The 26,499-nt window shown below is 70.5% G+C and carries 20 protein-coding genes; 6 read left to right on the top strand and 14 right to left on the bottom strand.

The window, feature by feature from the left end:
- Window positions 1-276: 276 nt before the first annotated feature.
- From VF584_00560 to VF584_00525, 8 genes are all read right to left on the bottom strand, one after another.
- A complete protein-coding gene (locus tag VF584_00560) occupies window positions 277-741 on the bottom strand; it encodes a methylated-DNA--[protein]-cysteine S-methyltransferase (protein HEX8208644.1) in 465 nt (154 codons plus the stop codon).
- Window positions 738-2,177, bottom strand: a complete 1,440-nt coding sequence (locus tag VF584_00555) for an Ada metal-binding domain-containing protein (GenBank protein HEX8208643.1) — start codon at window positions 2,175-2,177, stop codon at window positions 738-740. The genes VF584_00560 and VF584_00555 overlap by 4 nt, the downstream gene beginning before the upstream one ends.
- Before the next feature lie 281 nt (window positions 2,178-2,458).
- A complete protein-coding gene (locus VF584_00550) occupies window positions 2,459-3,361 on the bottom strand; it encodes a diacylglycerol kinase family protein (protein ID HEX8208642.1) in 903 nt (300 codons plus the stop codon).
- 177 nt (window positions 3,362-3,538) lie between these two features.
- Window positions 3,539-4,474: a carboxypeptidase-like regulatory domain-containing protein gene (locus tag VF584_00545; protein HEX8208641.1), complete on the bottom strand. Its 936-nt coding sequence runs from the start codon at window positions 4,472-4,474 to the stop codon at window positions 3,539-3,541.
- Window positions 4,475-4,706: 232 nt separating this feature from the next.
- Window positions 4,707-6,386, bottom strand: coding sequence for a D-aminoacylase (locus tag VF584_00540; protein ID HEX8208640.1), 1,680 nt, complete (start codon window positions 6,384-6,386; stop codon window positions 4,707-4,709).
- A gap of 246 nt (window positions 6,387-6,632) precedes the next feature.
- A complete protein-coding gene (locus VF584_00535) occupies window positions 6,633-7,547 on the bottom strand; it encodes a BadF/BadG/BcrA/BcrD ATPase family protein (GenBank protein ID HEX8208639.1) in 915 nt (304 codons plus the stop codon).
- A gap of 3 nt (window positions 7,548-7,550) precedes the next feature.
- Window positions 7,551-9,503 (bottom strand): glucosamine-6-phosphate deaminase, encoded by a 1,953-nt coding sequence (nagB, locus tag VF584_00530; GenBank protein ID HEX8208638.1) that lies wholly within the window; start codon window positions 9,501-9,503, stop codon window positions 7,551-7,553.
- Window positions 9,504-9,933: 430 nt separating this feature from the next.
- The gene (locus VF584_00525) at window positions 9,934-11,163 is read right to left on the bottom strand and encodes a serine hydrolase (GenBank protein ID HEX8208637.1); all 1,230 of its coding nucleotides are present in this window, start codon (window positions 11,161-11,163) and stop codon (window positions 9,934-9,936) included.
- A gap of 272 nt (window positions 11,164-11,435) precedes the next feature.
- Between VF584_00525 and VF584_00520 the strand changes: the two genes are divergently transcribed.
- The gene (locus VF584_00520; protein HEX8208636.1) at window positions 11,436-12,410 is read left to right on the top strand and encodes a DUF4349 domain-containing protein; all 975 of its coding nucleotides are present in this window, start codon (window positions 11,436-11,438) and stop codon (window positions 12,408-12,410) included.
- A gap of 83 nt (window positions 12,411-12,493) precedes the next feature.
- Here VF584_00520 and VF584_00515 read toward each other — a convergent pair whose 3' ends face one another.
- Window positions 12,494-12,937, bottom strand: a complete 444-nt coding sequence (locus VF584_00515; protein HEX8208635.1) for a hypothetical protein — start codon at window positions 12,935-12,937, stop codon at window positions 12,494-12,496.
- Between the two features lie 383 nt (window positions 12,938-13,320).
- On the opposite strand from VF584_00515, the gene VF584_00510 reads away from it, so the two are divergent.
- From VF584_00510 to VF584_00490, 5 genes are all read left to right on the top strand, one after another.
- On the top strand, window positions 13,321-13,920 hold the full coding sequence (locus VF584_00510; GenBank protein HEX8208634.1) for a short chain dehydrogenase: 600 nt from the start codon (window positions 13,321-13,323) through the stop codon (window positions 13,918-13,920).
- Complete coding sequence (locus VF584_00505; protein ID HEX8208633.1) at window positions 13,917-14,939, top strand: LLM class flavin-dependent oxidoreductase; 1,023 nt, start codon at window positions 13,917-13,919, stop codon at window positions 14,937-14,939. Before VF584_00510 ends, VF584_00505 begins: the two co-directional genes overlap by 4 nt.
- A 517-nt stretch (window positions 14,940-15,456) precedes the next feature.
- A complete protein-coding gene (locus VF584_00500) occupies window positions 15,457-15,690 on the top strand; it encodes a PAS domain-containing protein (GenBank protein ID HEX8208632.1) in 234 nt (77 codons plus the stop codon).
- A gap of 84 nt (window positions 15,691-15,774) precedes the next feature.
- Complete coding sequence (locus tag VF584_00495) at window positions 15,775-16,527, top strand: transglycosylase SLT domain-containing protein (GenBank protein HEX8208631.1); 753 nt, start codon at window positions 15,775-15,777, stop codon at window positions 16,525-16,527.
- Between the two features lie 154 nt (window positions 16,528-16,681).
- The gene (locus tag VF584_00490; protein ID HEX8208630.1) at window positions 16,682-18,748 is read left to right on the top strand and encodes a PBP1A family penicillin-binding protein; all 2,067 of its coding nucleotides are present in this window, start codon (window positions 16,682-16,684) and stop codon (window positions 18,746-18,748) included.
- A 29-nt stretch (window positions 18,749-18,777) separates the two neighbouring features.
- On the opposite strand, the gene VF584_00485 is transcribed toward VF584_00490, so the two are convergent.
- The 5 genes from VF584_00485 to VF584_00465 all read right to left on the bottom strand — a co-directional run bounded on the left by VF584_00485 (window position 18,778) and on the right by VF584_00465 (window position 26,403).
- Window positions 18,778-19,026, bottom strand: coding sequence for a hypothetical protein (locus tag VF584_00485; protein HEX8208629.1), 249 nt, complete (start codon window positions 19,024-19,026; stop codon window positions 18,778-18,780).
- A 194-nt stretch (window positions 19,027-19,220) separates the two neighbouring features.
- Window positions 19,221-20,756: a family 10 glycosylhydrolase gene (locus VF584_00480; GenBank protein ID HEX8208628.1), complete on the bottom strand. Its 1,536-nt coding sequence runs from the start codon at window positions 20,754-20,756 to the stop codon at window positions 19,221-19,223.
- Between the two features lie 176 nt (window positions 20,757-20,932).
- Window positions 20,933-21,712, bottom strand: coding sequence for a DUF4397 domain-containing protein (locus tag VF584_00475; GenBank protein HEX8208627.1), 780 nt, complete (start codon window positions 21,710-21,712; stop codon window positions 20,933-20,935).
- A gap of 10 nt (window positions 21,713-21,722) precedes the next feature.
- Window positions 21,723-23,297, bottom strand: a complete 1,575-nt coding sequence (locus VF584_00470) for a SusD/RagB family nutrient-binding outer membrane lipoprotein (GenBank protein HEX8208626.1) — start codon at window positions 23,295-23,297, stop codon at window positions 21,723-21,725.
- Between the two features lies 1 nt (window position 23,298).
- Window positions 23,299-26,403 (bottom strand): SusC/RagA family TonB-linked outer membrane protein, encoded by a 3,105-nt coding sequence (locus VF584_00465; GenBank protein HEX8208625.1) that lies wholly within the window; start codon window positions 26,401-26,403, stop codon window positions 23,299-23,301.
- Between the last annotated feature and the right edge of the window lie 96 nt (window positions 26,404-26,499).

Below are 26,499 nucleotides of genomic sequence, written 5' to 3'. Positions count from 1 at the left end.
ATTGTCTGGAAAGGTGCTGCGTCGAGCATGTCGGCCGCTAAATCCAATGACGTACGGGCTTGGGCGCTCTGATGACAAGTTCCAGTCCAGCCCTGGACTCTACTGAGCTTCACACAAGATTGGCTCATGGGGAGCCTCTGGTGTGTTTCGCGTATCCAAACGAGACAAAGGCATGGAAACAGGGCATCTCCGTCGCTCTGGTGTGAAACAAACCATATTCCCGAACCCTGTGCTGTAGAAAGACAGAGGGTTGCCATGTTCCGCGGAGAGCGATTGTTAGCGCGTCTCCAGCGCTAACAGCTGCATCTTGGCATCAATCCCGCCCGCGTACCCGGTGGGCGTGCCGTCCGCCCCGATGACACGGTGGCAGGGGACGACGATGGGGAGCGGGTTGGTGGCGTTGGCCCGGCCCACGGCGCGCGATGCCTTCGGCCGGCCGATGCGCTCGGCCAGCGCGCGGTAGCTGACGGTGGCGCCGTACGGGATGCGCCGCAGCTCGTCCCACACGGCGCGCTGGAAGTCGGTGCCGCGCGGGGCGAGCGCCAGGTCGAAGCTGCGGCGCTCCCCCCGGAAGTACTCGGCGAGCTGCGCGGCCGTGGGGGCGCAGCGGGCGTCGTCCCGCGCCACGCCGTCGGGCACGGGCTGGTGGGGGAAGAGGAGGCGCGCGAGGGCGCCGTCTTCGTCCACCAGCGCGACCAGGGCGCCGATGGGGGTGTCGATGCACGTCGCGAAGAGGCTCATGCGGGGTCTCCCAGGCTCATCCAGAGGTGAAAGGTCGCCAGGCTGCGAAAGGGGGCAAAGGGCTCCATCAGCGACCGCACCTCGTCCGCGCCCGGCCGATGGTCCATCCCGAAGAAGTTCATCAGGCCGGTGGAGAGCCCCGTGTCGCCCACCGGGACGCAGTCCGCGAAGCCGCACGCGCGCATCATGAAGTAGTGCACGCTCCACGGCCCGAAGCCGCGCACCGCCCCCAGCCGACGCTCCACCTCCGTGGCGGGGACGTCCGCGAAGCTGTCCAGCGGCAGCTCTCCGGTTACGACCAGGCGCGCGGTGTCCACCAGGTACTCGGCCTTGCGGCGCGAAAAGCGGAGCGCGGTGAGGTCGTCGTAGCCGAGCGCCGCCACCGCCTCGGCCGTGGGGTGCGCGCGGAGCCCGCGGCCGGCCGGCTCGCCACACAGCCGCGCCAGGTCGCGGCGCAGCGCGTAGGCGAAGGGGAGGTTGACCTGCTGCCCGGCAATCGCCCACACGATTCCCTCGAACGCATCGGCCGTCTGCGGAATGCGCAGGCCGCGGCGCCCCTCGATCAGCGGAAGGAGCGCCGGGTTCTCCGTCAGCCGGCGCTCGAATGGCGCGGGGTCCATCGTGAGACCCAGGAGCCGCAGCGAGATGGCGTGGGCCTGGCGCATCGTCTCGGAATCGGGCTCGTGCGCGGCTTCCACGCGGCAGCGGACGCGGCCGTCCGCGACCTCCATCACCAGCACCGCGGGGCGGCCGGCGAGGCGCACGGCCTTGTACGCGGTGCCGCCCTCCACCCGCTCCACCGCGCTTTCCGCGTCGCGCCCGATCACGCGCAGCGCGTAGCCACCCTGGAAGTCGTCGGGGAGGGTGAGCGTGAACCCGTCCGAGCTTCCCAGGCGGCGGTACTCGCCGGGGGTGAGGGCGGTGTGGCGGCGGAAGTTCTCGTGGAAGGCGGAGAGGCTCTCGAACCCCGCCGCGTACGCCGCCCCCGTCGTTCCTTCGCCCTCGGAGAGCACGCGGCAGGCGGCGCGGACGCGCTCGCGGGCCAGGAAGGCGGCGGGCGTGGTGTGATGATGGCGGCGGAAGAGCGCATTCAGCTTCGTCGCGCCGATCCCGGAGGCGGAGACGAGCGCGGCGGCATCGCCGAATGCGGCGGGTCCGCGCCGGACCTCGGATACCAGCGTGGCGAGGAGGTGGAGGTCCGGATCGTATTCCTGGTAGAAGTGGTCCGGGCGGCAGCGGCGGCAGGGGCGCAGGCCGGCGGTGCGCGCCTCGTCCTCGCTGCCGAAGAAGCGGACGTTCTCCGGCCGCGGCTTGCGCGCCGTGCACGAGGGTAGGCAGTAGATCCCCGTCGTCAGCACGCCGGTGAGGAAGCGCCCGTTGGCCGTGCGGTCGCGCCCGTAGAAGCGCGCCATCATCTCGTCGTGGGTCAGCGTCATGCGGACAGTCTAACATGCCGGGGCGGCGCTGTCGTCCTGATTCGGCCGCTGGAATCGGGGGGGCCCTCACCCCCGCTCGTTCCTCGCTGCCCCCTCTCCCGATAACGGGAGAGGGCTGCGCCCTCGCTGTTATCTGGAGAGGGGGCGGGCACTACGCGGATGCCATCGTATGGGCGCGATCCATCGCGCCCGCCCTCGCCCCCACCGCGACCGCCGCCCACCGCCTGCCCCATCGCAACCCCTGCCTTCCGCACCAACCTCTTATCGACAGCGGGGGCGGTTTATCGAGGCGGGACCAGGATCTGGACGGGGCCCCACGGGTCGGCGGCGAAGGGGGTGTGCTCGACGGGGTCGCCGTTGAGGTGCGCGATGACGGCGGAGCCGTCGGCGGCGGTGACGCGGAGGCGGCGGGCGCGCAGGGTGCGGACGCCGGGGATGCGCAGGTGGGCGGTGCCGGGAAGCTGGACGCCGAGCCAGAAACCCGCCATCCTCGCCCGCGAGCGGCCGCTGAAGAGGACGAGATCGATGCACCCGTCCTCGGGATCCGCGGCGGGGGCGACGGTGTGGGTGCCGCCAAAGCGGCGCGTGATCGTGGCGAGCGCCTGCGTTGCGGGGAGATCGAACGGGTGCCCGTCGCCGTCTTCGCCGGACACGCGCAACGCGGGGAATTCGTAGCGCGCCCACTCCAGCACCCCCCGCGCGCCGATGGCGGGGAAGCCGAGCGTCCGCTTCATCCCCAGCGACACGCGCTCCATCACCCGCGCCTCGAAGCCCACTCCCAGCCCGAGCAGCGCCGCCCGCTCGCCCACCCGCCACGTCCGAAACGCGCGCCGCCCCGGACGGCGGGTGAGCGCGTCCAGGGCCGGGCCAGGGCCGTTCGGGATGCCGCAATCCGCCGCGATGACGTTCACCGTGCCGGTGGGGAGGATGCCGAGCGGGACCCCGCTCCCCACCAGCGCCGTGGCGGCCTGCCCCAGCGTCCCGTCGCCGCCGCAGACCCACACCGCCTCCACTTCCGGCGACAGATGCTCGCGCACGAGGTGCGTGGCGTGGTCCTGTCCCTCGGTGACGAGGAGCTCCGCCGTCCAGCCGCGGCGCTCCAGCTCGCGGAGCACGGAGGCGGGCGAGGGGTGCCGCCAGCGCTGGCCGGCGGCGGGATTGTAGATCAGGAGCGAGCGCGGCATCGGTGCACGGGTGCGGGGGTGGGCCCGCGCCTATGCAACCACCCGGCCGTGTCGTCAGTCATCGCGTCGCGCAGGCATCACGGGAGGCGTTCGATCCGGTAAAATGCGCCACTCGGAAAAAGTCTGCTGCTGCACGAAGAAGCGCCCCCGGTTCGTTCGCCGCCAGTAGCGGTACGATCACGGAAGGAGCAGCGCGCCAGAGACGGTACCAGGGGGCAGGAACTCTACTTCCGAACCCGCGTCCTCGTTCAAGGTCGGTGTGAGATACCGCCACCTGGCACGAATCAGCTCACGCGCGGCGGACAGCGTCAGAATCCCTTCGAGCCGCGTTCGAGTGCGCCCGTTGCCCGGGTGCGAGCAGAAGCCGAGAACCGTCTCGCCGCGGCCGGTACTCACGATGCTGATCGTATGCAGCTCAGCGAACTGCGACTCCACAAAGTGCTGTGCGGTCGCCAGCTGGAGGGGTGCATAGAACCAGAAAGCATACGCCTCCCCCATTCCTCCGTTGATCCGCATCGCATATCCGTCCCGGCCGATGATGTCTCGCCACACGCTCCAGGTTGGTGTGCCTGAGTACTGCCAGGTGCGTTCTTGCGGTTCCACCTCCCCAACCTCTTCGATCTGTTCAAACGGCACAGTCGTGCGGACTCGGGTGCCGAGGGAGTGAAAGTAACCTGTTCCCGAGAGCGCCGAGTACCGCGCCCGCATCGACTCCCAAAGAGCCCGCGCCGCTGGATCCTCGCGATTCGGACAGACGCGCTTCCCGGCCGTCACAACGATCCCCGACAGTCGCAAGGCCGTCGCGCGAAGCGCGATCACGACACTCGTATCGCTGCGAATCGCGAGCGAGCTGTCCTCGAACCCGATCCGCCGCACGAACAGCCCGGTTGGAGGCGAGGCGCGGTCGGTCTCGAGTTGAAAGGCACCTTGCGCGTCGGTTCGCGTCTCCCGAACGCGCCGCAAGCCGCTCCACAGTTCCACGCTGGCAGCGGGGACGGCGTTCCCCAGGCTGTCGACAACGGAGCCCCGAACCTGGGCTGCGGCAGTTGGGGCGCACAAAACAAGAAGGGAGAGCGGCAGGGCAATGATCCGCCACGTCGTGGTGGGGCGCATGATTGGGTGGGCGGGTGTAGATCAGGAGCGAATGGGACAGCGAGCGCGGGGTGCGGGTGAGAGCCCGCACCCTCGTAGCGACCCGTCGGTTGGGCGCTGTTGGCGGGCTGCGGCGCAGGGGATAGCACGGGCAGCCACATGGGGCTGCCCCTACGCCGGCACCCGCGGGAAAGGCATCTTTCGAGGAATGGAAAGGGCGGGCGCGATGAATCGCGCCCCTACGAGGGATCGGTCACCTGCCCGCGCCGCGCCGAAGCCCGCGGCCGGACCGCGCCCCGGTCACCGCGCCGTTGCGCACCACGGGGGTGCCGTTGACGAGGACGTGGCGGATGCCGATCGAGGTCTGGACGGGGTTCTCGAATGTGGCGCGGTCGCAGACGGTGGCGGGGTCGAAGAGGGTGAGGTCGGCGTACATCCCGGCCTTCACCACGCCGCGGTCCGCCAGCCCGACGCGCGATGCGGGGAGCGCGGTGAACTTGCGCACGGCGTCTTCCAGCGTGATCACCTGGCGTTCGCGCACGTAGCGGCAGAGGATGCGCGGAAAGGTGCCGTACGCGCGCGGGTGCGGGCGGCTGGTCACCGTGGAATCCGCGGCGCGGGCGCCGGCGTCCATCCCCACGCTCACCCACGGCTGCTTCATCGCCCACTCCAGGTCCTCCTCGGACATGGAGAAGTAGATGGCGGCCGTGCGGGCCCGGTCCGCCAGCAGGACGTCGAAGAGGGCGTCGACCACTTCCTGGCCGCGCGCCTCCGCCACCTGGTTGAGGCGCATCCCCTGGTAGCGGCGCAGCGAGTCCGCGCCCACGGAGGCGATCATCACGCCGCTGGGGCCGCCGGCCGAGGTGCCGATCCGCCAGTCCGTGCCGCCGCTGGTGAGCTCGGTGCGCAGGCGGGCGCGGGTGACGGGGTCGCGCAGGCGGGCGAGGAGCGAGTCGGTGCCGCCCGCGTGCGCCCAGTTGGGGATGGTGGCGTCCAGCCCGGTCCCCGAAGCGATGTACGGGTACTGGTCCGCCGTCACGTCCACGCCGCGGGAGCGGGCGGCTTCGATGGCGGCGACGGCGGGGCGCATCTTCCCCCAGTTGGCACGGCCGGACGCCTTGAGGTGGTGGATCTGCACCCACGTCCCCGCTCCTTCGCCGATGGCGATCGCCTCGTTGATCGCGTCCACCAGCCGGTCGCCCTCGGAGCGGATGTGCGACGCGTACCCGCCGCCGTAGCGCGCCGCCACCCGCGCCAGCTCGGTCACCTCCTCGGTGCTGGCGTACGATGCCGGGGCGTAGATGAGGCCGCTGGAGAGCCCCATCGCTCCCTGCTGCATCGCGCCGGCCACGAGCCCCCTCATCTGCTCCACCTCGGCGGGCGTCGCGGGGCGGTCCGTGTCGCCAATCACGTAGCGCCGCACCGAGCCCACGGTGACGAATGTGCCCAGGTTGATGGCGGGCCCGGCGCGCTCCAGCGCCGCGAAGTAGCCGTCGAGGTCGGTCCAGGTGACGCGGGGCCGGGTCTCGGAGGGCAGTTCGCGCAGCGTGTTCTCGTTGACGGGCACCACGCTGGTGACTTCGCCGGTGATCTCGGTGGTCACGCCCTGCGTGATCTTGGAGATGGCGCGCGGGTCGCGCAGCAGGGGGTACTCCGAGTGCCCCAGCATGTCGATGAACCCCGGCGCCACGACGAGCCCCGTGGCGTCGATGGTGTCGCGCGCGCGTGCTCCCGGCAGGAGCCCCACGGCCACGATCCGATCCCCGCGCACCGCCACGTCGCCGCGGTACCAGGGGCTCCCGGTGCCGTCGACGATGCGCCCCCCGCGGATCAGCAGGTCGTACGGCGCATCCGGCGCGGGCCCTGTGCGCGGCGGGTTCGCGCAGGCGGTGAGCAGGGCGAGCGCGGCGGCGAGACGGATCGAGTTGCGCATGAGATGTGGTGGGATGGTTGGGGATCGGGAGCGGGCGTCGCGCGGGCCCCCACCCCGCTCGTTCCTCGCTGCCCCACCCCCAAAACAACCTGGGGAGGGGCGGGCGCGGGCATCCGCTCGTTTGCGCACGGATCCGGTAGGGGCGGCCCCACGTGGCCGCCCGTGCCAGCCCCCGCACCGGCGCCTGCCGTCCGCGCCGGTGTTGCCCCCTCTCCCACGGCGGTTTGTGGGAGAGGGTGGCGGCTGTCAGGCCGCCGGGTGAGGGCCCATCGCCAGCGCCAGCGCCCCGGCGACCGCATCGGCGACGGGCGGGCGCACGCGGAGCTCCTGCGGGCCGCCCGCGAGCGCCTCCGTCACCAGGCGCGCGTACAGGGGCGAGGAGAGGACGCCGCCGTGGAAGACGACCGACACGGGTGCCGTCCAGGGGCCCAGCACCTCGGCCAGGGCGCGCGGGTGCAGCGCCAGCTCCCCCGCCTCGCGGCGCAGCACGTCCAGCGCCACGCCGTCGCCCGCGTCGGCGGCGGCGGCGACGTGGCGGGAGAGCGCGGCGATGTCGCCCTTGGCCGCGCGCCCCACCCACGGCGGAATCCCGCTGGCGGTGTCCACCCCCATCTCCGCCATCAGCTCGGCGAGGAGGGTGGTGGCGGGCCCGCGCCCGTCCGCCGCGCGCAGGGCGGCGATGATGCCGGAGCGGCCGATCGAGTACCCGCTCCCCTCGTCGCCCACGAACATCCCCCACCCGCCGCACCGCTCCACCCGCCCGTCCTCCGCGCGCCCGAAGGCCACGGAGCCGGTGCCGGCGATGATCAGCACGCCCGCCCCGCCGCCGAGGGCGCCCTCCAGCGCGATCTCCCCGTCCGTCACGATCCTCACGCGCCCCGCCACCCCTTCGGCGGCGAGGGCGTTCTCCACGGCGAGGCGCTCCGTCTCGTTCCCCACGCCGGCCAGTCCGGCGCAGAGGGCGGCGGGGGCCTGCGAGAGCCCCGCCTCCGCCATGGCGCCGCGCACCAGGTCGGCCACCAGCGCGGCGCTGGCGAGTGGGTCGCGCGGGTCCACCAGCCCCGCGCCCCCCACCCGCCTCAGGATCTCGCGCCCGGAACCGTCGGCCAGCACCAGCGTGGTGCGGGTGCCGCCGCCGTCCACCCCCGCAAAGGTCTCCACCGTTCAGCCCGCGGCGCCGGCCAGCTCGACCCCGCGCGCACCGGGTACGTCCGTCGCGCGGCGGTGGCGAGGCGGACGGGCCAGCCCGCTGGTGGAGATCGTCTCCTGCTCCACCGGCTGGCCGTTCTTGCGCACCACGTACGCCTCCATCGCGAAGTATTCCGGAAGGCCGAGCTGGTCCACGATGCGCGCCGTACCGGTGTTGCGCTCCTCCACCCGCTGCCAGAACTCGCGCTCGTCCTGGCCGGGGAACGGCGCCTTGTCCTTCTGGCTCTGGTGCTTGTAGATGGCCAGGATCTTGGTGCGCAGCTCCTCTTCGCTGAGCGGCACCAGGATGTCCGCGTCGCTCACGCTCCACTCCTGCCATGCGCCGCGGTAGTACCACACCTCGGGCTGCTCGCCGCTGTACTGCTGCAGGGCGCGCTCCACCGCCTCCAGGCACATGCGGTGGGTGCCGTGCGGATCGGAAAGGTCGCCGGCCACGTAGATCAGCTCCGGCCGCTGCTCCTCCAGCAGGCGCAGGACGATGGCCACGTCCTCCGGGCCGATGGGGTCCTTGCGCACCTTCCCCGTCTGGTAGAACGGGAGCTTGAGGAAGCACGCCTGGTCGCGCGTCATCCCGAACGTCTCGATGCCGGAGACGGCCTCGGCCTCGCGAATGCGCTGCTTGATCGTCTGCACCTCGGGGATGTCCACCTGCCCCGGGTGCTTGGAGTCGAGGAACGACTCCATGCGCCGCGTGAGGTCGAGCAGCTCCCCGCCGTTGGCGAAGTCGCTGCCGAAGCGCTGCAGGAAGTCCAGGTAGCGGCGCACCTCGTGGTCGAAGACGGCGATGTTGCCCGACGTCTGGTACGCCACGACGATGTCGTTTTCGTTCTGGTGCAGCTTGTTGAGGATGCCGCCCATCGAGATGACGTCGTCGTCCGGGTGCGGGCTGAAGACGATGATGCGCTTCCCCTGCGGCAGCTTGCTGCGCCCGCGGATCTTGGAGATCAGCGCGTTGAACACCTCGCCGTTCAGCGGCCCGGCCGATCCGTAGCGCGCCAGCAGCGCGCTCAGGTGGTTCTCGCGGTAGTCCTCCGGGTCCAGCTTCAGGATGCTCTTCCCCGTGGTCTGGCTGAGCCAGATCACCGCCTCTATCTCCAGCTTGCGCGTCCACGTCACCTCGCCCACCACCCACGGCGTCTTGATGCGCGTGAGCTCGGCGGCGGCGGCGGGGTCCAGGTAAAAGGTGGCGTTGGGATGGTCCTGCAGATACGTGGCGGCCACGTCCGGGTCCGGCTCCCCCTCCACCGAGCGCCGCACGATGGCGGCCTTGTGCTCGCCGGTGGCCACCAGCGCGATCTCGCGCGCGTCCAGAATGGAGGCCACGCCCATCGTCACCGCCTCGGTGGGGACGTTGTCCTCGCCAAAGAAGTCGGCCGCGGCGTCGCGCCGGGTGACGGTGTCCAGCGCGATCAGCCGGGTGCGGCTGTTTACCCCCGACCCCGGCTCGTTGAAGCCGATGTGCCCCGTCTTGCCGATCCCCAGGATCTGGAAGTCGATGCCGCCCGCCGCGCGGATGGCGTCCTCGTACTCCTCGCACGCCTCCTCCACCCGCACGCGCTCGATGTTGCCGGGCGGGAGGTGGGCGTTCCCCTGCGGGATGTTGATGTGGTCGAAGAGGTTCTCCCGCATGTACCGGTGGTAGCTGTGGATGCTCTCCGGCTCCATGGGGTAGTACTCGTCCAGGTTGAAGGAGACGACGTTGGAGAAGTCGAGCCCTTCCTCCCTGTGCAGCCGGATCAGCTCGCGGTAGATGCCGATGGGCGTGCTCCCGGTGGCGAGCCCCAGTACCGCGGGTCGCCCCTGGGCGTTGCGCTCGCGGACGATCTCCGCGATGCGCCGCGCGATGGTGTTGGCGATCTGGTCGTACTCTACGATGACGACGGGGACGCGCTCACGGGTCTGCGCCATGCCACCTCGTTCGGGGTTTGCTGGTTTGGTGTGGGCGCCCTCCGCGCGCCACGCAAGCCCCTTTTCTAGCACCGGGCGGGGTCCAGCGCAAGGACAAACGATGTAAAACAGTGCTAAGTGCTAAGTGCTAAGTGCTAAGTGCCAAGTGCCTCTCGGTACACCTGTCCCCATCTTGTCATCCTGAGGAAGCCGCCTGCTCCCAGCGCCGCGGTGCACGCCGCACTCCTGCGGCGCCCCGAAGGATCTAGCCGGCGAGGCAAGAGGACGGCACGTCGCTACGGACCCCTCGCCAAGCGCAGTAGATCCTTCGCTCCGCGCCAAAGATTGGAGCACAGGAAAGGATGGAGAGGCGCGTCGCTCAGGATGACAGAGGGTTGGGGATAATACCGCGGCCCCCGCCTGTCCCCTGCTGTTCCCATTCCCCATTCCCCTACTGCCGCCTGGCCTCCCAATCCACCAGCGGCGCGTCGGTGATCGCCTCCTGCACCACGTCCGCGATGGCGCGGCGCAGGGGGACGTGCTTCTGGTTCTCGGCGGTCGGGTTCACGCGGTTGGTGAGGATGATGACGAAGAGCCCGCGCTCCGGATCGATCCAGAGCGAGGTGCCCGTGTACCCCGTGTGGCCGAAGGAGCGCGGCCCGAAGTAGCGTCCCGCGCTGGACCGTTCGGAGGGCGTGTCCCACCCCAGCGCGCGGCTCGCGCCGCGCCCCTGCGGCGCCGTCCAGCGCGCCACCGTCTGCGGGCGAAGGATGCGCACGCCGTTGTACTCGCCGCCGTTCAGCAGCATCTGGGCGAAGACGGCCATGTCGCGCACGCTGCTGAAGAGCCCCGCGTGCCCCGCCACCCCACCGATGGCCCAGGCGTTGGCGTCGTGCACCTCGCCCCAGATGAGCCCGCCGCGGTCGGCCGCCACCTCGGTCGCCGCCGTGCGCGGGCGGAGCGCGGCGCCGGGGTTCCAGCGGGTCTCGCGCATCCCCAGCGGGCGAAAGAGCTGCTCGTCCGCGATCACGTCCAGCGTCTTGCCGGTCAGGCGCTCGATGATGAAGCCCGCCAGCACCATGTCCCAGTCGCTGTAGGTGGTGCGCGTGCCGGGGGTGAAGCGCAGCGGGCGCTGGCTGATCTGCTGGAGGAACGCCTCGCGCCCGCGGAACTGGCGGTGCAGCGGCGCCCCGGCCTCCAGGCCGCCGTTGTGCGCCACCAGCATCCTCACCGTGATCCCCGCCTTGGCGGAATCGTTGAACTCCGGGAGGTACGAGGCTACCGTGCGGTCCAGGTCCAGCAGCGAGTCCTGCTCCAGCCGCATGGCGACGGTGGTGGTCGCGACCACCTTGGTGAGCGACGCCAGGTCGAAGAGCGTGCTGTCGTCCACCGCGGGCGAGCCCTCCGGCCGGTCGATGCGGCCGTACGACGCCATGTGCACCAGCCGCCCGTGCCGCCCCACCGCCACCGCGATGGCCGGCGCCGCCCCGTTGGCGATGGCCTCGTTGGCGATGGAGTCGAGCCGCGCAGGGAGCGTGGCCAGCATCCCCACCTGGCCCGGCGGGGCCGGCGTCAGCACCGCCACCGGCGCGAGCACGGGCGTGGGGGTGGGCACGACCGCCGGCCGCGGCGCGGCGCACGCGGCGGCGAGGGGGAGGAGGGCGAGCGCGGTGCGGCGCATCTCGGGAAGTCGGTTCGGGGGAGTGTTTTCCCTATCCTAGACGCCGGCGCCCCCCGCGTCAAACCACCCCGCGCCGTCAGAACCGGCGTACGGACCGCGTTCACTGAACGCCGCCCGGTGCCCAGCGGACGACCGCCGAACAACGAGGTGCGGTGGCGCGCATCATCCAAACCGCTGCCTCACAATCAGTTGCGATCGAGCACACAACGGCACGGCCGCTGCCTCACGCGTACTCCGGACCGCGCTCCCCTTCTCTCGCCCTACGAGACTCCATGAAGCCCGTCATCATCCTTGCACTTCTGGCCTTCGCCGCCTGCTCGGGCGAGACGAGCGGAGAGGCCACATCCGCCACCGACACATGGCAGGTGGACCGCGCGGCTTCGCCCCCGATGCGAAACGAGGGCGTGGCGACCTCCGCACCCCGAGACCGGCAGGAGAGCGGCGGTGACAACGTGGGACAGCCGGCGGCGTTGGCGATCTCGCCCCCGCGCCCCCCCGCCCTGGCTGATTCCGCCAGCGTCGCCCCGAGCATGCTGATCCGCACGGGGAACGCGTCTGTGGAGGTGGACTCGGTGGAGCTGGCGGTGGCGCGGGTGCAGGAGCTGGCGCAGCGGCTCGGCGGCTACGTGGGGAACACCTCCGTCAGCGGTGGCGAGCAGGCGACGAGGTCCGCCACGCTGGAGGTCAAGATCCCCGCCGCGCGCTTCGACCAGGCGGTCAACGGACTGCGCCCGCTCGGCAAGGTGGAGAGCGTGCAGGTGCACGCGGAAGACGTGGGCGAGGAGTACGTGGACCTCTCCGCCCGCACGGCCAACGCGCGGCGGCTGGAGGAGCGGCTGCTGGGCCTCCTCGCCACGCGCACCGGCAAGCTGGAAGACGTGCTGGCGGTGGAGCGCGAGCTGGCCCGCGTCCGCCAGGAGATCGACACGCAGGAGGGGCGCCTCCGCTTCCTCCGCTCGCGCGCGGCGGTGAGCACGCTGAACGTGACGGTGCACGAGCCCCGCGCCCTGATCGGCGACCATCCCCGCGCCCGCCCCATTCGCGAGGCGTTCCGCGACGCGTGGCGCAACTTCATCGGCTTCACGGCGGGCCTGATCGCGTCGCTGGGCTTCCTGGTGCCGCTGGGGCTGATCGTGGCCGTGCTCGTATGGGCGGTGCGCCGCCTTCGCCGGAGGCGCTCTGGGCCGGGGGGAGGCACGCCGCCAGCGCGCCAGCCTACGGATCCGCCCGCGCCGAGCGGTCGCTAGGCACACGAACGGGCGCGACGCGGCGGAGGCCGGGAGATCAGGTGATCTCCCGGCCTCCGCCGTGTTCTCCGTCCTCCGCTACGCTAGCAGACGATCCCGGTGCAGGTCGGGTTCGGGTTCGCCTCCGCCGCACCGTGCACGATCACCCAGCCGGAGGCGAGGATGGGCCCGCTTTCGCTCGCCCGCAGGTCGACGCGGTACTTCTGGTTGACCCCCCATGCGGGCATGTAGTTGGACGTCGAGGTGACGTCCCACCCGCTCTGGATCTCCACGAAGCCGTTGTTGCATCCCGGCTCGCTGACGTAGCAGTCCGAGTACGTCCACGTGTAGTGGTAGCTGCCGGCGGGGGTCCCCTCCGCGGTCACCGTGTACGACTCATCGTACGCGTACGTGGGGCCCGTCATCGCCACGTCGTAGCTCGTCGCGACCGATGAGCGGCGCTCCGGAGCGGTGATCCCGGGCGAATCCGTGCAGCCCGCCAGCAACGCACAGACGAAGAGCGGGGACAGATACCGCTTGAGAAACATTACGTCCTCCAACGAGCGGAGTAGCAGCCGGACCCGCCCGGATGGCGGGTCCCGATCGTCCAATGGATGCCCAGGACCTGCTCGTGTGTGACGTCGCCCATCGGACGGATATCGCCGGTCGGGTCCCGTGCGAGCGGTCGATCAGACTCTCGTGCGCTCAATGTATGTGAGAAATTGCTATCTCGCAATTACCGACTTTAAGTGTGCACAGGGCGCGCGTGCCGGTGCTTGCGATTTGGCCGGCTCCCCATTCATTTCGGAGTTGTCGGCGATGGCGGCACGGCGCTTCAGGACGGCGGGGTGGGAGCCGGCCTTGCCCCCGCGACAACGCGGCGGCATCGTGCTGCACACGGTCGAAGTCCATTCCGGAACGAGGTGGGAAGATGAGAGTGATGGTGATCGGCGCGACGGGGACCATCGGGAGCGCGGTGGCGGATGCGCTGGGCGGGCACGAGGTCATCCGCGTGGGAAGCAGCAGCGGCGACGTGCGGGCCGACATCTCGCGCCCCGAGTCGATCCGCGAGCTCTTTGCGGGCATCGGCCAGGTGGACGCGGTGGTGTCGTGCGCGGGGAGCGCGCGCTTCAACCCGCTGGCGGAGCTGAGCGACGACGACTTCGCCTTCAGCCTGGCGAACAAGCTGATGGGGCAGGTCAACCTGGTGCGTCTGGGGATGGAGCACGTCCGCGACGGCGGCTCCATCACCCTCACCAGCGGCGTCCTGAGCCAGGTGCCGATCCCCGGTAGCGCGGCCATCAGCCTGGTGAACGCGGGGGTAGAGGCGTTCGCGCGCGCCGCCGCGCTGGAGGCTCCGCGCGGCATCCGCGTCAACACCGTGAGCCCGCCGTGGGTGAGCGAGACGCTGGTGCAGATGGGGCAGGACCCGTCGGGCGGCCTCCCCGCGGCGGTGGTGGCGAGGGCGTACCTCAGCAGCGTCCACGACGAGGTCAACGGCACCGTCATCGACGCGCGCCGCTTCGCGTGAGCGGCGGCACACCTCTCAAGATCGGCATCGTCGACCAATCCCCCGTGCCCACCGGCGGCACGGGGGCGGACGCGGTGCGCAACACGCTGGAGCTAGCGCGGCTGGCGGAGCGGCTCGGCTACTCGCGCTACTGGCTGGCCGAGCACCACAGCACCAACTCGTTTGCGGGCTCCGCGCCGGAGGTGCTGATCCCGATGGTCGCCGCCGCCACGACGACGCTGCGGGTGGGCTCCGGCGGCGTGCTGCTGCCGCACTACTCGCCGTTCAAGGTAGCGGAGCAGTTCCGCGTGATGGAGGCGCTCTTCCCCGGCCGCATGGACCTGGGCATCGGGCGGGCGCCGGGGGGCGACGCGCGCGCGGTGATGGCGCTGGGCTACGGGCGCAGCATCTCCATCGAGCACTTCCCCCAGCAGGTGGCGGAGCTGATCGGCTGGCTGGAGAACTCGTACGACAAGCGGCATCCGTGGGGCCGCGTCCGCGCGATGCCCCGCGGCGATACGATCCCGCAGCTCTGGCTCCTGGGCTCCGGCGGCGGCAGCGCGGGGTACGCCGCGCAGATGGGGCTCAGCTTCACCTTTGCCCAGTTCATCAGCGGCGAAGACGGCGCCACCACCCTGCGCGCCTACCGCGAGCGCTTCCTCCCCGGGCCTCACCTCCCCAATCCGCGCGCATCCCTCGCGGTCGGCGTCATCTGCGCGGACACGGACGATGCGGCGCGGCGCCTCTCCTCCTCGCTGGAGCTCTGGCGCCGCCGCATCGCCATCGGGCGCGACCGGGGCATCCCCTCCCCCGACGAAGCGCTGCGCGAGCTGGGCGAATCCTGGCGCCTCCCCGATCTCGGCACCGACGGCGCCCGCGCCATCGTCGGCGACCCCGCCCACGTCGCCGCCGAGCTGCGCCGCCTGGCCGCCCGCTGCGGCGTCGACGAGGTGATGGCCGTCACCGTGACCCACGACCACGCCGCCCGCCTCCGCTCCCACGAGCTGCTGGCCCAGGCGATGGAGCTCACGCCGACATGAACAGCGGGCCTCACGCGGAGGCGCGGAGACGCGGGAGAGAAAAGCAACAGCATGGCTCACACAGAGACACAGAGCCAAGATACAAAATACTTCCTGAACGGAGCGCCCCCCTCCGCCCGCGGCTTCACGGCACAATCCGGTGGCGCGTAGTGAAGGAGACGGGCTCTGCGGTGTGCACCATCCCATCCCATGTTCGGGCACGACAACACCGTATCGAAGAGGCTCCGCCGGCCGCGGCCCATTCCAGCAGCGGCCTTGGGCATCCCGCTCGCATGGGTTCCCAAACGACCGGCTACCGAACATTGGATGGATCCGCAGGCGCGGCAGAGCCCCTCTCCTTCACTCCGCGCCAGGACTCCGCGTGTACGCAGGCGACGGTGAGGCGCTCCGTTCAGGAAGTGTGGTCTGTGGCCTTGCCGTCCCCTCCGTGTCCTCCGTGTGAGGCTTTTCTCCGCGGCTCCGGCTTTGCAGGAACCGCACGCTGCCCGCATCGCCCGGAACCCGCTACCGGACCGTCGTGCTGCGTACCGATTCCACCCCGGAAGAGCGCTACCGCGCCTTCGTCGAGCAGAGCTCGGAGGGGATCTGGTGCTTCGAGTTCGATCCGCCCGTGCCGCTGGACGTGCCGATGGACGAGCAGATCGAGCACGCGTACCGGCACGGGGTGCTCCTGGAGTGCAACGACGCGATGGCGCGCATGTACGGCTACGAGCACGCCCGGCGCGGCTACTGGGCGCGGAGCTCACGGTGAGGAGCGCCCCCGGCGAGGGGAGCGCGTTCACCCTCCGCCTTCCCGTCTCGTGAGCCTGTTGAAGCCGCAACCCGGAGTGGCAGGATGATCGAACAAAGGCGCCAGCAGCCCAGGCAGGTCACCGGCCGGGTCGCCGCCTGGTCGTGGTGGAAGCTGCTGCTTGCCGCGCTCCTGGTGATCCCGGGTGCGGTGGCGATCGCCTACAACACCGCGGGGGTCGCGGCGGTGTTCCGGCCGCCCGCCGGCCCGCCGGACACGCTGAAGCACCTGGGCACTCCGGTCGCCAAGCCGCCTCTCGGGGTGGAGGCGCGCTACCTGCGCCGCGCGGTCCTCAAGGAAACGGGGCGCGAGGCCGTGCTCACGGGGCTGATGGAGCGCTACAACGTCACCCGCCCCCTGGCGCGCCGCATCTACGACGCCGCCCTCGCGCAGCGCATCGACCCCGAGCTGGCCTTCCGCCTGATCCGCGTGGAGAGCGTCTTCGACGCCGACGCCGGCAACATGGGCGCCCTGGGCCTCACGCAGGTGATGCTGGGCACCGCCACCGACATCGACCCCGAGGTGGACACCCCCAAGGAGCTGCTGGACCCCGACACCAACATGCGCGTGGGCTTCACCAACCTGCGCAACATGATCGAGCTCTTCGACGGCGACGTGCGCCTGGCGGTGATCGCCTACAACCGCGGCGAGGTGGCCGTGCAGCGCGCCCTCCGCCGCGGCAAGGACCCCGAGAACGGCTACGGCGAGCGCGTCCTTGGTCCCCGCCACCACGGCGGCCAGCGCTACACCGGCAAGGGCCTGCTCCCCGCCACCGCCACCGCCGCGACGACGCAGTAACGACAACAGCCCTCACACAGAGACGCAGAGGGGTACGGCAAGTGGAACGGAAAGGGGTTCTCCGTGGCCTTGCAGTCTCCTCTGTGCCCTCTGTGTGATTCTTTTCGCTATATTCCTCCGTCGCACACTTCCCGCCGTCAGACCCAGTCATCCCATGCCCATCCGCCTCCCCTGCGCCCTTCGGCTCGCGATTCCCGCGGCCGCGCTCCTGGCCCTCCCCGCGAGTGCGCAGGAGATCACCCTGCGCGCGCCCACCCAGAGCGCGCGCGTCTACGCACGCGACGGGTCGTTGATCGCGGAGCTGGGGCCGCAGGTTCGCACGGTGATCGCCATGCGCACGCTGCCCCGGTACGTGCCGATGGCGTTCGTGGCGGTGGAGGACCGCAGGTTCTTTGAGCACGCGGGGGTGGACGCGCGCGCGGTGGCCCGGGCGCTGAGGAACACGCTGGGGGGCGACCGCGAGGGAGCGTCCACCATCACGCAGCAGCTCATCGGGGCGATGTACCCGGAGCGGGTCAACCGGCAGGAGCAGACCGCCGAGCGCAAGCTGCGCGAGATGCGGCTCGCGCTGGAGCTGGAGCAGCGGCACGGCAAGGAGCGCATCCTGGAGTCGTACCTCAACTGGATCTACTTCGGCCACGGCTGGTACGGCATCGAGTCGGCGGCGCGGCACTACTTCGGCAAGGGCGCGGCGCAGCTCAGCATCGAGGAGGCGGCGATGCTGGCCGCCCTGCCCAAGGGGCCCGGCGTCTACTCCCCCAAGATCAGCCCGGCGCGGGCGCTGGAGCGGCGCAACCTGGTGCTGGACCTGATGGCGCAGAGCAACGCCATCACCCGCGCGCAGGCGGCGGCGGCGAAGCGCACCACCATCCGCCTGGCGCCCAACCACGGCTACTCGGCGCGCCCGCAGTGGGCCATCGAGCAGGCGAAGCAGATCCTGGCGCAGCGCGTGGGCCCGCAGTACGGCACCACCGGCGCCCGCGTGTGGACCACCATCGACCCCGCCGCGCAGAACGCCGCCGACAGCGCCCTCGTGCGCGGGCTGGCGCGCATCGAGCGCGAGGCGTGGTACCGTGGCCCGCGCATGGGCGCGCCGGGGACGGCGAGCCCCACCGGCACCACCTACCTGCAGGGCGCCATCGTCACGGTGGATGCCCGCACCGGCGAGATCCTGGCGATGGTGGGCGGGCGCAACTTCGAGGAGTCGCACTTCAACCGGGTGACGGCCGCGCGCCGCCAGCCGGGCTCGTCGTTCAAGCCGCTGGTGTACGCCGCCGCGCTGGAGCAGGGCGCCACCCCGGCCACCATGATGGAAGACACGGCGCTCCGCATCGTCATGCGCGGCAGCGCGGTGTACTCGCCGCGCAACTCGGACGGACGATTTCGCGGGCCGATCTCCGTGCGCGACGGGCTGGTGGAGTCGGTCAACACCGTCGCCGTGCAGCTCGCGCAGACGATGGGGTGGCAGACGCTCCCGGCGATCGCGGCCCGCTTCGGCATCAAGTCGCAGGTGCAGCCGTACCCGTCCTCCGCCATCGGCGCGAGCGCGGTGGCGCCGCTGGAGATGGCGGCGGCGTACACGGCGTTCGCCAACAACGGGATGCGGGTGGAGCCGTTTCTGGTGCGGCGCGTGATGGACGGCGGCGGGCGCGTGGTGTACGACGGGCGCGGGCGCGGAGTGCGCACCCTCTCCCCGGCCCTGGCCTTCGTCACCACCGACCTGCTGCGCGACGCGGCCGAGCGCGGCACCGGGCGCGAGGCACGCACGCGCCTCCCCGCGCGCGTCCCCATGGCGGGGAAGACGGGGACCACCAACGACGGCACCGACGTCTGGTACGTGGGCTACACGCCAGAGATGGTGACGGCGGTGTGGCTGGGCTTCGACCGTCCGCGCTCCATCGGCCCGGGCGCGTTCGGCGGCACCCTGGCCGCGCCCATCTGGGGGGAGATGATGCGCGCCGCCTACGCCCGCCGCCGCTCTCCGGCGCCGTGGGCGATGCCGGCCGGCGTCGTCGCCGTGGCGGCGGACGCGGCGACGCGGCGGCCCCTCAGCGGCGCCTGCCCGGCCGCCGCGGCCCGCCGCGAGTACTTCATCGCCGGAACCGAGCCCGCGGGTGCCTGCCGCGTGCTGGGAGGCCGCGTGGTCGCCCCCGCCCGCCCCGCGCCCGACTCCCTGGTGCCCGACTCGCTCGCCCCCGCGCCGGATACCGCGGCGCCGTAAAACAGCACCACACAGAGAACCGGCTTGTCTCACGCAGAGGCGCAGAGACGCAGGGAGAGAACAACAGAGAAAAGCCTCACACAGAGGCCACAGAAGGAACTGAAAGCCACAGAGAAAACCTTTTGCGGGTTCTCTCTGTGGCTCTGTGTCTCTGTGTGAGCCATGCAGTCGCAGTTCTCTCCTGCGTCTCTGCGCCTCCGCGTGAGACTCCCGTTTCCGTCGAAGTCCTCCTCCTGCTCGCCCATCCCGTGAATCGTCAGGATCCCGATCTTTGGCATACGACTTCTCTCCGGCCGCATCAACAGAGGGACACATCCGGTTCTACGAGTAAACCGCACGGGCGCCGCGGCACAAGCTGCAACGCTGTCCAGTTGCGGCTGGCGCTGCCAGATCGGACACTGAGCGCGAAAAGGCCCGCCGAGACGCTTCTCGCCGGGCCTTCCGCTGCTCGTACGGCGCGCGTGGCCGTCCGCTACGGCGCCTGCACCACGACGGGCGCGCTCTGGTTCCCCAGCCGGTCCACGCCGGATACGGCCACGGCGCGCAGCGAGTCGGCCGCCACCACGTGCGACCGTGCGCCGCCGGGGAGGATGGCGGTGCGCCAGCGGTCGCCGTGGCGAGACTGCACCACCCAGCGCGCGGGCGGAGTGCCGGCGCCGGGGGTGAAGCGCACCGTGGACCCCTCCAGCGTCACCGCCGGGCGCGACGGCGCGCGGCCGCCCAGCCACGGCGTGGCGGGGATGAGCGCCGGCTCGCGGTAGGCGTCGTTGGTGAGGCGGTCCACCAGCGAGTCGGGGTTCTGCATGAAGATCTTCATGCTGAAGTGCACGTTGCCCGTGGCGCCCGCCTGACCGCGCGTGATGTAGATCTGCTCGATGATCTCGTCGGTGCGCCAGTTTCCCTCGGTGGCGTTCCCCACGCGGCTGGTGAAGTTGCCGGGCCACATGTGGCGGGCGTGCACGTTCTCGCCGATCCACCACCCCAGCAGCACGGGGTAGCTGACGCCGGTGCGCGCCGTCTGCCAGTAGAGCTGCGGGGTGAAGTAGTCCACCCATCCCTCGCGCAGCCACTTCCGCGAATCCGCGTAGAGCTCCTGGTACGCGTCGAAGCCGGTGATCTGCGGCGGATAGCCGGGGCGCCACACGCCGAAGGGCGAGATCCCCACCTGCACCCACGGCTTCTCGCGCTTCACCTCGCGGTACATCTCCTCCACGAAGCGGTCCACGTTGTTGCGGCGCCAGTCATCGCGACCCAGCCGGCCGCCGCCGCGCTGGTAGCGCGCGTACGACGAGTCGTCCGGGAAGTCGATCAACGCCCCGGCCGCGTCACGCTCCTTGTACGGATAGAAGTAGTCGTCGATGTGCACGCCGTCCACGTCGTAGCGGCGCACCACGTCGCGGATCACGGCAAGCGAGTGGGCGCGCACCGAGTCCTCGCCGGGGTCCATCCACAGGTGCCGGCCGTACGTGCGCACCAGCGCCGGGCGCGTGTTGCTGAGGTGCCCAGCCGACTGCGGCGTGGTGGCGGAGGGGTGCCGCGCGCGGTACGGGTTGAACCAGGCGTGCAGCTCCATCCCGCGGCGGTGCGCCTCCGTCACCGCGAACTCCAGCGGGTCGTACGCGGGCGACGGCGCGCGCCCCTGCGCCCCCGTGAGGTACTCCGACCACGGCTCCAGCGCGGACGGGTAGAGCGCGTCCCCCGCGGGCCGCACCTGCAGAACGATGGCGTTCAGCTTCATCGCCGCGGCGCGGTCCAGGATGCGCACCATCTCCGCGCGCTGGCTGTCGGCGGGAAGGCCGGGGCGCGACGGCCAGTCGATGTTGGCGACGGTGGCCACCCACACTCCGCGGAACTCGCGCTGCACGGGCGGCGGCGCGTCGGGCGAGGCAGGGGGGCCCGCCATGGCAGCCGGGGCGGGCGCGGAGGCGGGTGGGGGCGTGCACGCCGCCGCCAGCAGGAGCATGGCGGCGGCGAGCGGGCGGGGTGAGCGGCGGAGCACGAAAGGCACTGAACCGGGTCGCATGGGCAGCGGGGTGCGAGGGGATCGGCGAGATCGCGTCGTCCGTGTAGCATACGGCACGGCCGCGGGCGGCGCCACTCCGACGGGCGGCATCCCGTGCCCGGACGAACGAAAGGCGCCCGGCCGGAGCCGGGCGCCTTTTCCGTGCGTGTTCCCCCCAGCGACTAGAAGTTCGTCGTCAGGTCCAGCGACGGACGGCGGTCAGGAGCGGGTGTAGCGGAGGTGATCGTCATGTCGCCGCGCGAGGCGATGGTGTACACGCGGCCGATTCCGAAGCCCACGTCGGTACGCACGATCACGTTGGTGCTGGAGCCCTGGGTGCGCGTGCTCAGGGTGTAGATCCCCGCCGGAAGGTTCACGAACTCGCCGGCCGACTTGTACGCGATCGTGCCGCCCACCGGGTACTCCTGCTTGGTGGTGGAGTCGCGCGCGATCAGCATCATCGGGGCAGAGTTGTGAATCGCGTTCACGAAGCGCACCCGCGCCGTCGTGAAATCCGGCGCCGTGGGGAAGTTGTCTTCCACCACGAAGCCGTCCACCGACTTGGCCGTGGCGTTGTATACCCCGCTCTGGAACACGGAGTACAGCTTCCCCGCCGCGATGTTCACCGGGATGCTGGAGATGGGCAGGTCCTTGTCGGTCGTGGCCGAGATCCGGCCCGACACGGTGTACTGCCCCGGCGTGATGGCGGAGTACAGCCCCGCGTTCCCCACGCCCGCGTAGGCCACCCCGCTCGTGGACTCGCTGCCGGTGGTGGAGCTCACCGCCGTCATCTTGGTGTCGTTCGCGTAGAAGTTCACCGCCGGCGCGTTCACGCCGAAGTTGTAGAACTTGATGCGGGCCACCGGGTCCGGGCCGGTGATGTCCTGCGGCCCAATCTTCTCACACCCGGCCAGCGCGGCGGCGGCGCACAGCAGCGCCGCGATCGATTTGAGTTTCTGCATCGTCATCCCGTTACGGTTCGGTGATCCAGAGCCGCTTCGTGTGGTAGGCGGCGTCCAGCCCGCCGATCGCCTCCAGACCGGGGCGGTTCCACACGTACTCGGAGTTGAAGCGCGGGCGCAGGCGGTACACGGGGTTCCCGTTGTTGTCCGGGAACAGGCTGGTGGGGATCGCGAAGCCCGGGTACACCTGCCGGCCGGCCTGCGGGTCCGCGTCCGTGTAGTGGTAGCGGCGCATGTCCATCCACAGCTCGCTGTGCCCCCACGCCCACTGCGCGATGTACTTCTGCGTCATGATGTGCGACAGCGTCAGGTTGGCCGCCGTGGGCACCACGGCCGGGCTGGCCAGGAACGCCGCGCGCTCCGTCGCGGTGATCTGCGTCGGGGTCTGCCCCGCGTCGTTGTTGCGCGCGTTCACGAAGTCGATGTGCGCGCCGATCCCGTTGCGGTACGCCGTGAGCGCCACCGTGCGCTGGCCGGACCGGAGCGCCGCCTCGGCCTTCACGAACTGGAGCTGCGCGTACGTCATCACGGGCATCTTGGCCCGGTTGTCGAACAGGTAGCGGCCGGGCAGGTTCAGCCCGCCGAGCTCCGGGTAGCCGAAGAAGTTGTTCGGCCGCTGGGCCACCGGCAGCGCCCCGAAGTTGACCGTGTTCACGTCCAGCCCGCGGTACTGCCCGTCCGGCGCCGGCGCCAGCATCCGGCTCATGCGCGGGTCCACCACGCCGCCAAAGTGCGTCCCGTTCATGAGGTCAACCACGAACCGGGTCTGCCGGAACGCCTGGTGGTTGCTGCGGCTGCGGCCCAGGAAGTTGACGTCGTCGTTGTTGGTGCTCTGGTTGGTGTACGTGTGCAGCGCGTCGTCCGCGTTGCTGGCGAACGATTTGTCCACCGCCGCAATCACCTCGGCCGGCTTGTACGACGCCTTGTTGCTGTAATGGTTCAGGTTCATGGCCAGCAGGCCGTACGCGAACTTGAGCCACTTCTCGCGGTCGCCGTTGTACCAGCGGTCGCCGCGCCCCAGGTACACCGGGTCCACCCGGCCGTCGGTGCGCTGCAGGTTCTCGATCGCCAGGTTCAGGTGCCGGCGTACCTCCTCGTACGCGAACTCCTGGCTGTCGTAGTTGAAGGTCGACTTGTTGACGTCGAACGCCTCCTTGATGATGATCTCGCCATACAGGCTGGTGGCGGTATGCCATCCCCAGGCCTTCATCACGTGGCCCATGCCGAGCACGTCCCACCGCTCCTCGGCCTCGGCCTTGGCCATCATGTCGACCAGGTTCTGCCCCAGCATCCAGTACACGTTGCGCCACACCTCGCCGCCCTCGTCGCTGCCGGCGAGGTACCCCATGCGGTCGTACTGGTTGAGCGACGTGTTGCCGGTCGTGAACCACTGCTGGGTGTACCGCCCGATGAGGCGGCCGTCGAGCTGCAGCCCGGTGGCGATCTGGTGCTGCATCGGCGGGATGTACGTGTTCGCCGATACCGTTTCGGGCGCGTTCGGGTTGTTGTTGACGTCCAGGAAGTTTTCACACCCCGCGAGCAGGCCCAGCGAGCCGGCCACGAGTGCGATACGCGCATTTCTCATCTCAGAATCTCGTGCTGATGCCGAAGTTGATGCCGCGAGGCATAGGGAAGTTGCCGTAGTCGATGCCGGCCGCGCCGGAACCGCCCACCGCCGCGGTGTTGCCGTTCACCACCGGGTCGAGCCCCGAGTAGTTGGTCAGCAGGAACAGGTCGGTGCCCGTCACGAACACGCTGGAGTTCTGCCCGAAGCGCCGCGGAAGCCCCATGCGCAGCGTGACGTCGCGCAGGCGCACCCAGTTGATGTCCTTCTCGATGAACTGCTCCTCGCTCATCAGCGTGTAGTACCCGGTGTTGACGCCCGGCACCACCACGATGTTGTTCGGCGTCGGGTTGGGCGAGTTCTCCTTGCCGTCGCGCAGCACGCCGTCGATCACGCGGGGCTCGAAGCGGTCCAGCGTCCCCGTGGCGAGGCCGCGTGCCGTAAGGAAGTGCTGCGTGGCGTTCAGCACGTCGCCGCCGCGGCGCACGTCCAGCAGGAAGCTGAGCGAGGCGCGCCCGTAGCGCAGCGTGTTGGTGATCCCCGCCGTCCAGTCCGGCTGGCGGTCGTACCCCGCGTCGATGAACGCGGTGGAGCGCAGCGGAAGCCCGCTGGTGGGGTCGATCAGGATGTCGCCGTTGTTGTTGCGCAGGTAGAACTGGCCGGTCAGCGAGCGGGTCGAGAGCCCCTTGGCCGTGCCGTTGCGCACGTTGCCGTACAGCCACGTGTCGGACACGTACGACTCCGGCAGGTCGCGCGGCAGCGAGATCACCCGGCCCTTGGAGCGGTCGAAGTTGACCAGGAAGTTCCACTGGAAGCGGTCGCTCTGCACCGGCGTGCCGCGCAGCGACACCTCGAGGCCGGTGTTGCGGGTGACGCCTCCGTTGATGTTCAGCAGCACGAAACCCGTAGCGTAGCTTCCGCGCACGTCGTTGATGATCTGGTCGCGCGTGTCCTTGCGGTACATCGTCACGTCCAGCCCCAGCCGATCCTCGAAGAAGCCCAGCTCCGTTCCGATCTCGTACGAGCTGGCGAACTCCGGGCGCAGCCCCGGGTTCGGCCCGGTGAAGCCGTAGCCGTAGCCGCCGTACGACGAGGTCTTGAACTCGAGCGCCGAGCGGTACGCGTACGGGCGGGCGTCCTTGCCCACCTGCGCGTACGCCGCGCGCAGCTTGCCGGACATCACGTCGCCCAGCCCCGGGATCGCGTCCGAGAATACGAAGGCGGTGGAGATGGACGGGTAGAAGAACGAGTTGGCCCCCTGCGGGATCGTCGACGTCCAGTCGTTACGCCCGGTGACCGTAACGAACAGGTAGCGGTCGTAGTCCACCGTGGCGCTGCCGAACGCGCTCAGCAGGCGGCGCTGCGCGATCACGCTGCGGTTGCTGCGCAGCTGGGCGTTGTTCACCGAGACGAAGTCCGGCTCGATGAACTGCGTTCCCTGCAGCCCTTCCACGTTGGACTTGTCGTCGCGCGCGGAGCCGCCCACCAGCCCGGTGACGGAAAAGCGGCGGTTGAGCGTGCGGCGGTTGAAGTTAAGCACCGACTGCGCGCTCAGGTTGCGCGTGATGTCGGTGTCCACGCCGATGATGCCGTTGTTCGAGATCCCGAACGTGCTCTCCGGGTGGCGGACGATCTGGTTCTGGTTCGTGTAGCTGTCGACCCCCAGGTTCGTGCGGAGGTTGCCGAACGAGAAGGGCGAGAGCACGAAGCCGAAGTTGGCGAGCAGCCGGTTGGTGCGCGACTGCACGTCGTTCTTGTCGGTGCTGAAATACGGGTTGTCGACCTCGGCGCCGCCAGAAAGGCTGGTCACGCGGCGGCGCGTGCCGGCAGGGGTCAGGTAGTCGCTGGCCCGGTCCGTCTGCGGCCACACCAGCAGGCCGATCAGCGGCCCGTTGGCGCCCTTGAAGTCCTGGTCGTTGGCGGCATTGGCGTACTGCATCGACAGGTCGACGTTCAGCCAGCGGTTGACCTGCGCCTGCGACGCGCCCGTCACGTTGATGCGGTCGTAGCGCGTGCCCGGCACCACGCCTTCCTGCTGCGTAAGGCCCGACGAGATGCGGTAGTTCACCCGGTTGTCCGCGGCGGCGCCGCTGAACGCCAGGTTGTGCTTCTGCGTCCTGCCGGTCTGGAAGAAGCCCTCCACGTTGTCGTAGAAGGTCGTCGAGTCCGCGTACGGCAGGCCGAAGAACTGGAAGGTGCTGCCCCCCACCCCGCTGATGCCGAACTCGCGCTGCAGCTCGGGGCGGGTGCGGGTGCTCTCGAAGCGGAAGCTGTTGTTGTACTCGATCCCGCCGCGCCCGGCCTTCCCGCGCTTGGTGGTGATCACGATGGCGCCGTTGGCCGCGTCGATGCCGTACAGCGCCGACGCCTCGGGCCCCTTGAGCACCGTCAGCGTCTCGATGTCCTCGGGGTTGATGTCGGCGGCGCGGTTGGTGAAGTCCACCCCGCGGTTGGTCAGCGCCGTCGACGAGCCCGGGGCGTCGGAGGCCATCGACGCCGTGTTCAGCGTCTTGTTGTCCATCGGCAGGCCGTCCACGATCATCAGCGGCTGGTTGCTCCCGCTGATGGAGCTCACGCCCCGGATGGTGATGGACGACGATGCGCCCGGCGTGCCGGAGGAGGTGGTCACCTCCACGCCCGCCACGCGCCCCTGCAGCGCGTTCACGAAGTTCTCGCGCTGCGTCTGCGCGATCTCTTCACCGCGCACGCTCTGCTGCGCCGTGGCCACGGAGCGCTGCGCCGTGGTCTGCCCCAGCGCCGTCACCACCAGCGCGTCGAGCGCCACCGCCGCGGAGGAGAGGGTGAAGTTGACCTGCGTGGCCTGCCCCGCCGTAACCTGCGCGGTCTGCTCGCTGGTGGTGTGGCCGATGAGCGACGCGCGCACGCGCTGCGTGCCCGCGGGCACGCTGCCCAGCGTGTACTCGCCCCCCGCGGAGGTGACGGTGCGGATCGCGGTGTTGGGGATGGACACCTGCGCCCCGCTAATGGGACGGTTGGAGCCGCTCTCCACGACTCTGCCCCGGACGCTGCCGGTCGCCTGTGCGGCGAGTGGATCGGGCGACACACCGAGCCCCGCCGCGAGCGCGGCGAAGAGCAGGATCGTCATCGCACGAGCTTTGTAGATCATCCTTTTCCTCCTGATGGGATGCACTGCCTGATGAGATGGGACAACGGGAGACGGCACGGACTCAGCGGACGAGCGGAATCTCATCTCCTCCTGCGG

Origin of the sequence: Longimicrobium sp., from assembly GCA_036389135.1 — a bacterium.
In the GTDB taxonomy this organism is placed as follows: Bacteria; Gemmatimonadota; Gemmatimonadetes; order Longimicrobiales; family Longimicrobiaceae; genus Longimicrobium.
This window is presented reverse-complemented; position numbering and strand designations above follow the sequence as displayed.

Excerpts from the sequence above, each read along its gene's own strand:
- VF584_00485 (HEX8208629.1), bottom strand. The coding sequence starts at position 19,026 with ATGCCAAAGATCGGGATCCTGACGATTCACGGGATGGGCGAGCAGGAG.
- VF584_00475 (HEX8208627.1), bottom strand. The coding sequence starts at position 21,712 with ATGCAGAAACTCAAATCGATCGCGGCGCTGCTGTGCGCCGCCGCCGCG.
- VF584_00555 (HEX8208643.1), bottom strand. The coding sequence starts at position 2,177 with ATGACGCTGACCCACGACGAGATGATGGCGCGCTTCTACGGGCGCGAC.
- VF584_00540 (HEX8208640.1), bottom strand. The coding sequence starts at position 6,386 with ATGCGCAACTCGATCCGTCTCGCCGCCGCGCTCGCCCTGCTCACCGCC.
- VF584_00515 (HEX8208635.1), bottom strand. The coding sequence starts at position 12,937 with ATGTTTCTCAAGCGGTATCTGTCCCCGCTCTTCGTCTGTGCGTTGCTG.
- VF584_00490 (HEX8208630.1), top strand. The coding sequence starts at position 16,682 with ATGCCCATCCGCCTCCCCTGCGCCCTTCGGCTCGCGATTCCCGCGGCC.
- nagB (HEX8208638.1), bottom strand. The coding sequence starts at position 9,503 with ATGGCGCAGACCCGTGAGCGCGTCCCCGTCGTCATCGTAGAGTACGAC.
- VF584_00510 (HEX8208634.1), top strand. The coding sequence starts at position 13,321 with ATGAGAGTGATGGTGATCGGCGCGACGGGGACCATCGGGAGCGCGGTG.
- VF584_00550 (HEX8208642.1), bottom strand. The coding sequence starts at position 3,361 with ATGCCGCGCTCGCTCCTGATCTACAATCCCGCCGCCGGCCAGCGCTGG.
- VF584_00470 (HEX8208626.1), bottom strand. The coding sequence starts at position 23,297 with ATGAGAAATGCGCGTATCGCACTCGTGGCCGGCTCGCTGGGCCTGCTC.
- VF584_00560 (HEX8208644.1), bottom strand. The coding sequence starts at position 741 with ATGAGCCTCTTCGCGACGTGCATCGACACCCCCATCGGCGCCCTGGTC.
- VF584_00495 (HEX8208631.1), top strand. The coding sequence starts at position 15,775 with ATGATCGAACAAAGGCGCCAGCAGCCCAGGCAGGTCACCGGCCGGGTC.
- VF584_00465 (HEX8208625.1), bottom strand. The coding sequence starts at position 26,403 with ATGATCTACAAAGCTCGTGCGATGACGATCCTGCTCTTCGCCGCGCTC.
- VF584_00520 (HEX8208636.1), top strand. The coding sequence starts at position 11,436 with ATGAAGCCCGTCATCATCCTTGCACTTCTGGCCTTCGCCGCCTGCTCG.
- VF584_00525 (HEX8208637.1), bottom strand. The coding sequence starts at position 11,163 with ATGCGCCGCACCGCGCTCGCCCTCCTCCCCCTCGCCGCCGCGTGCGCC.
- VF584_00545 (HEX8208641.1), bottom strand. The coding sequence starts at position 4,474 with ATGCGCCCCACCACGACGTGGCGGATCATTGCCCTGCCGCTCTCCCTT.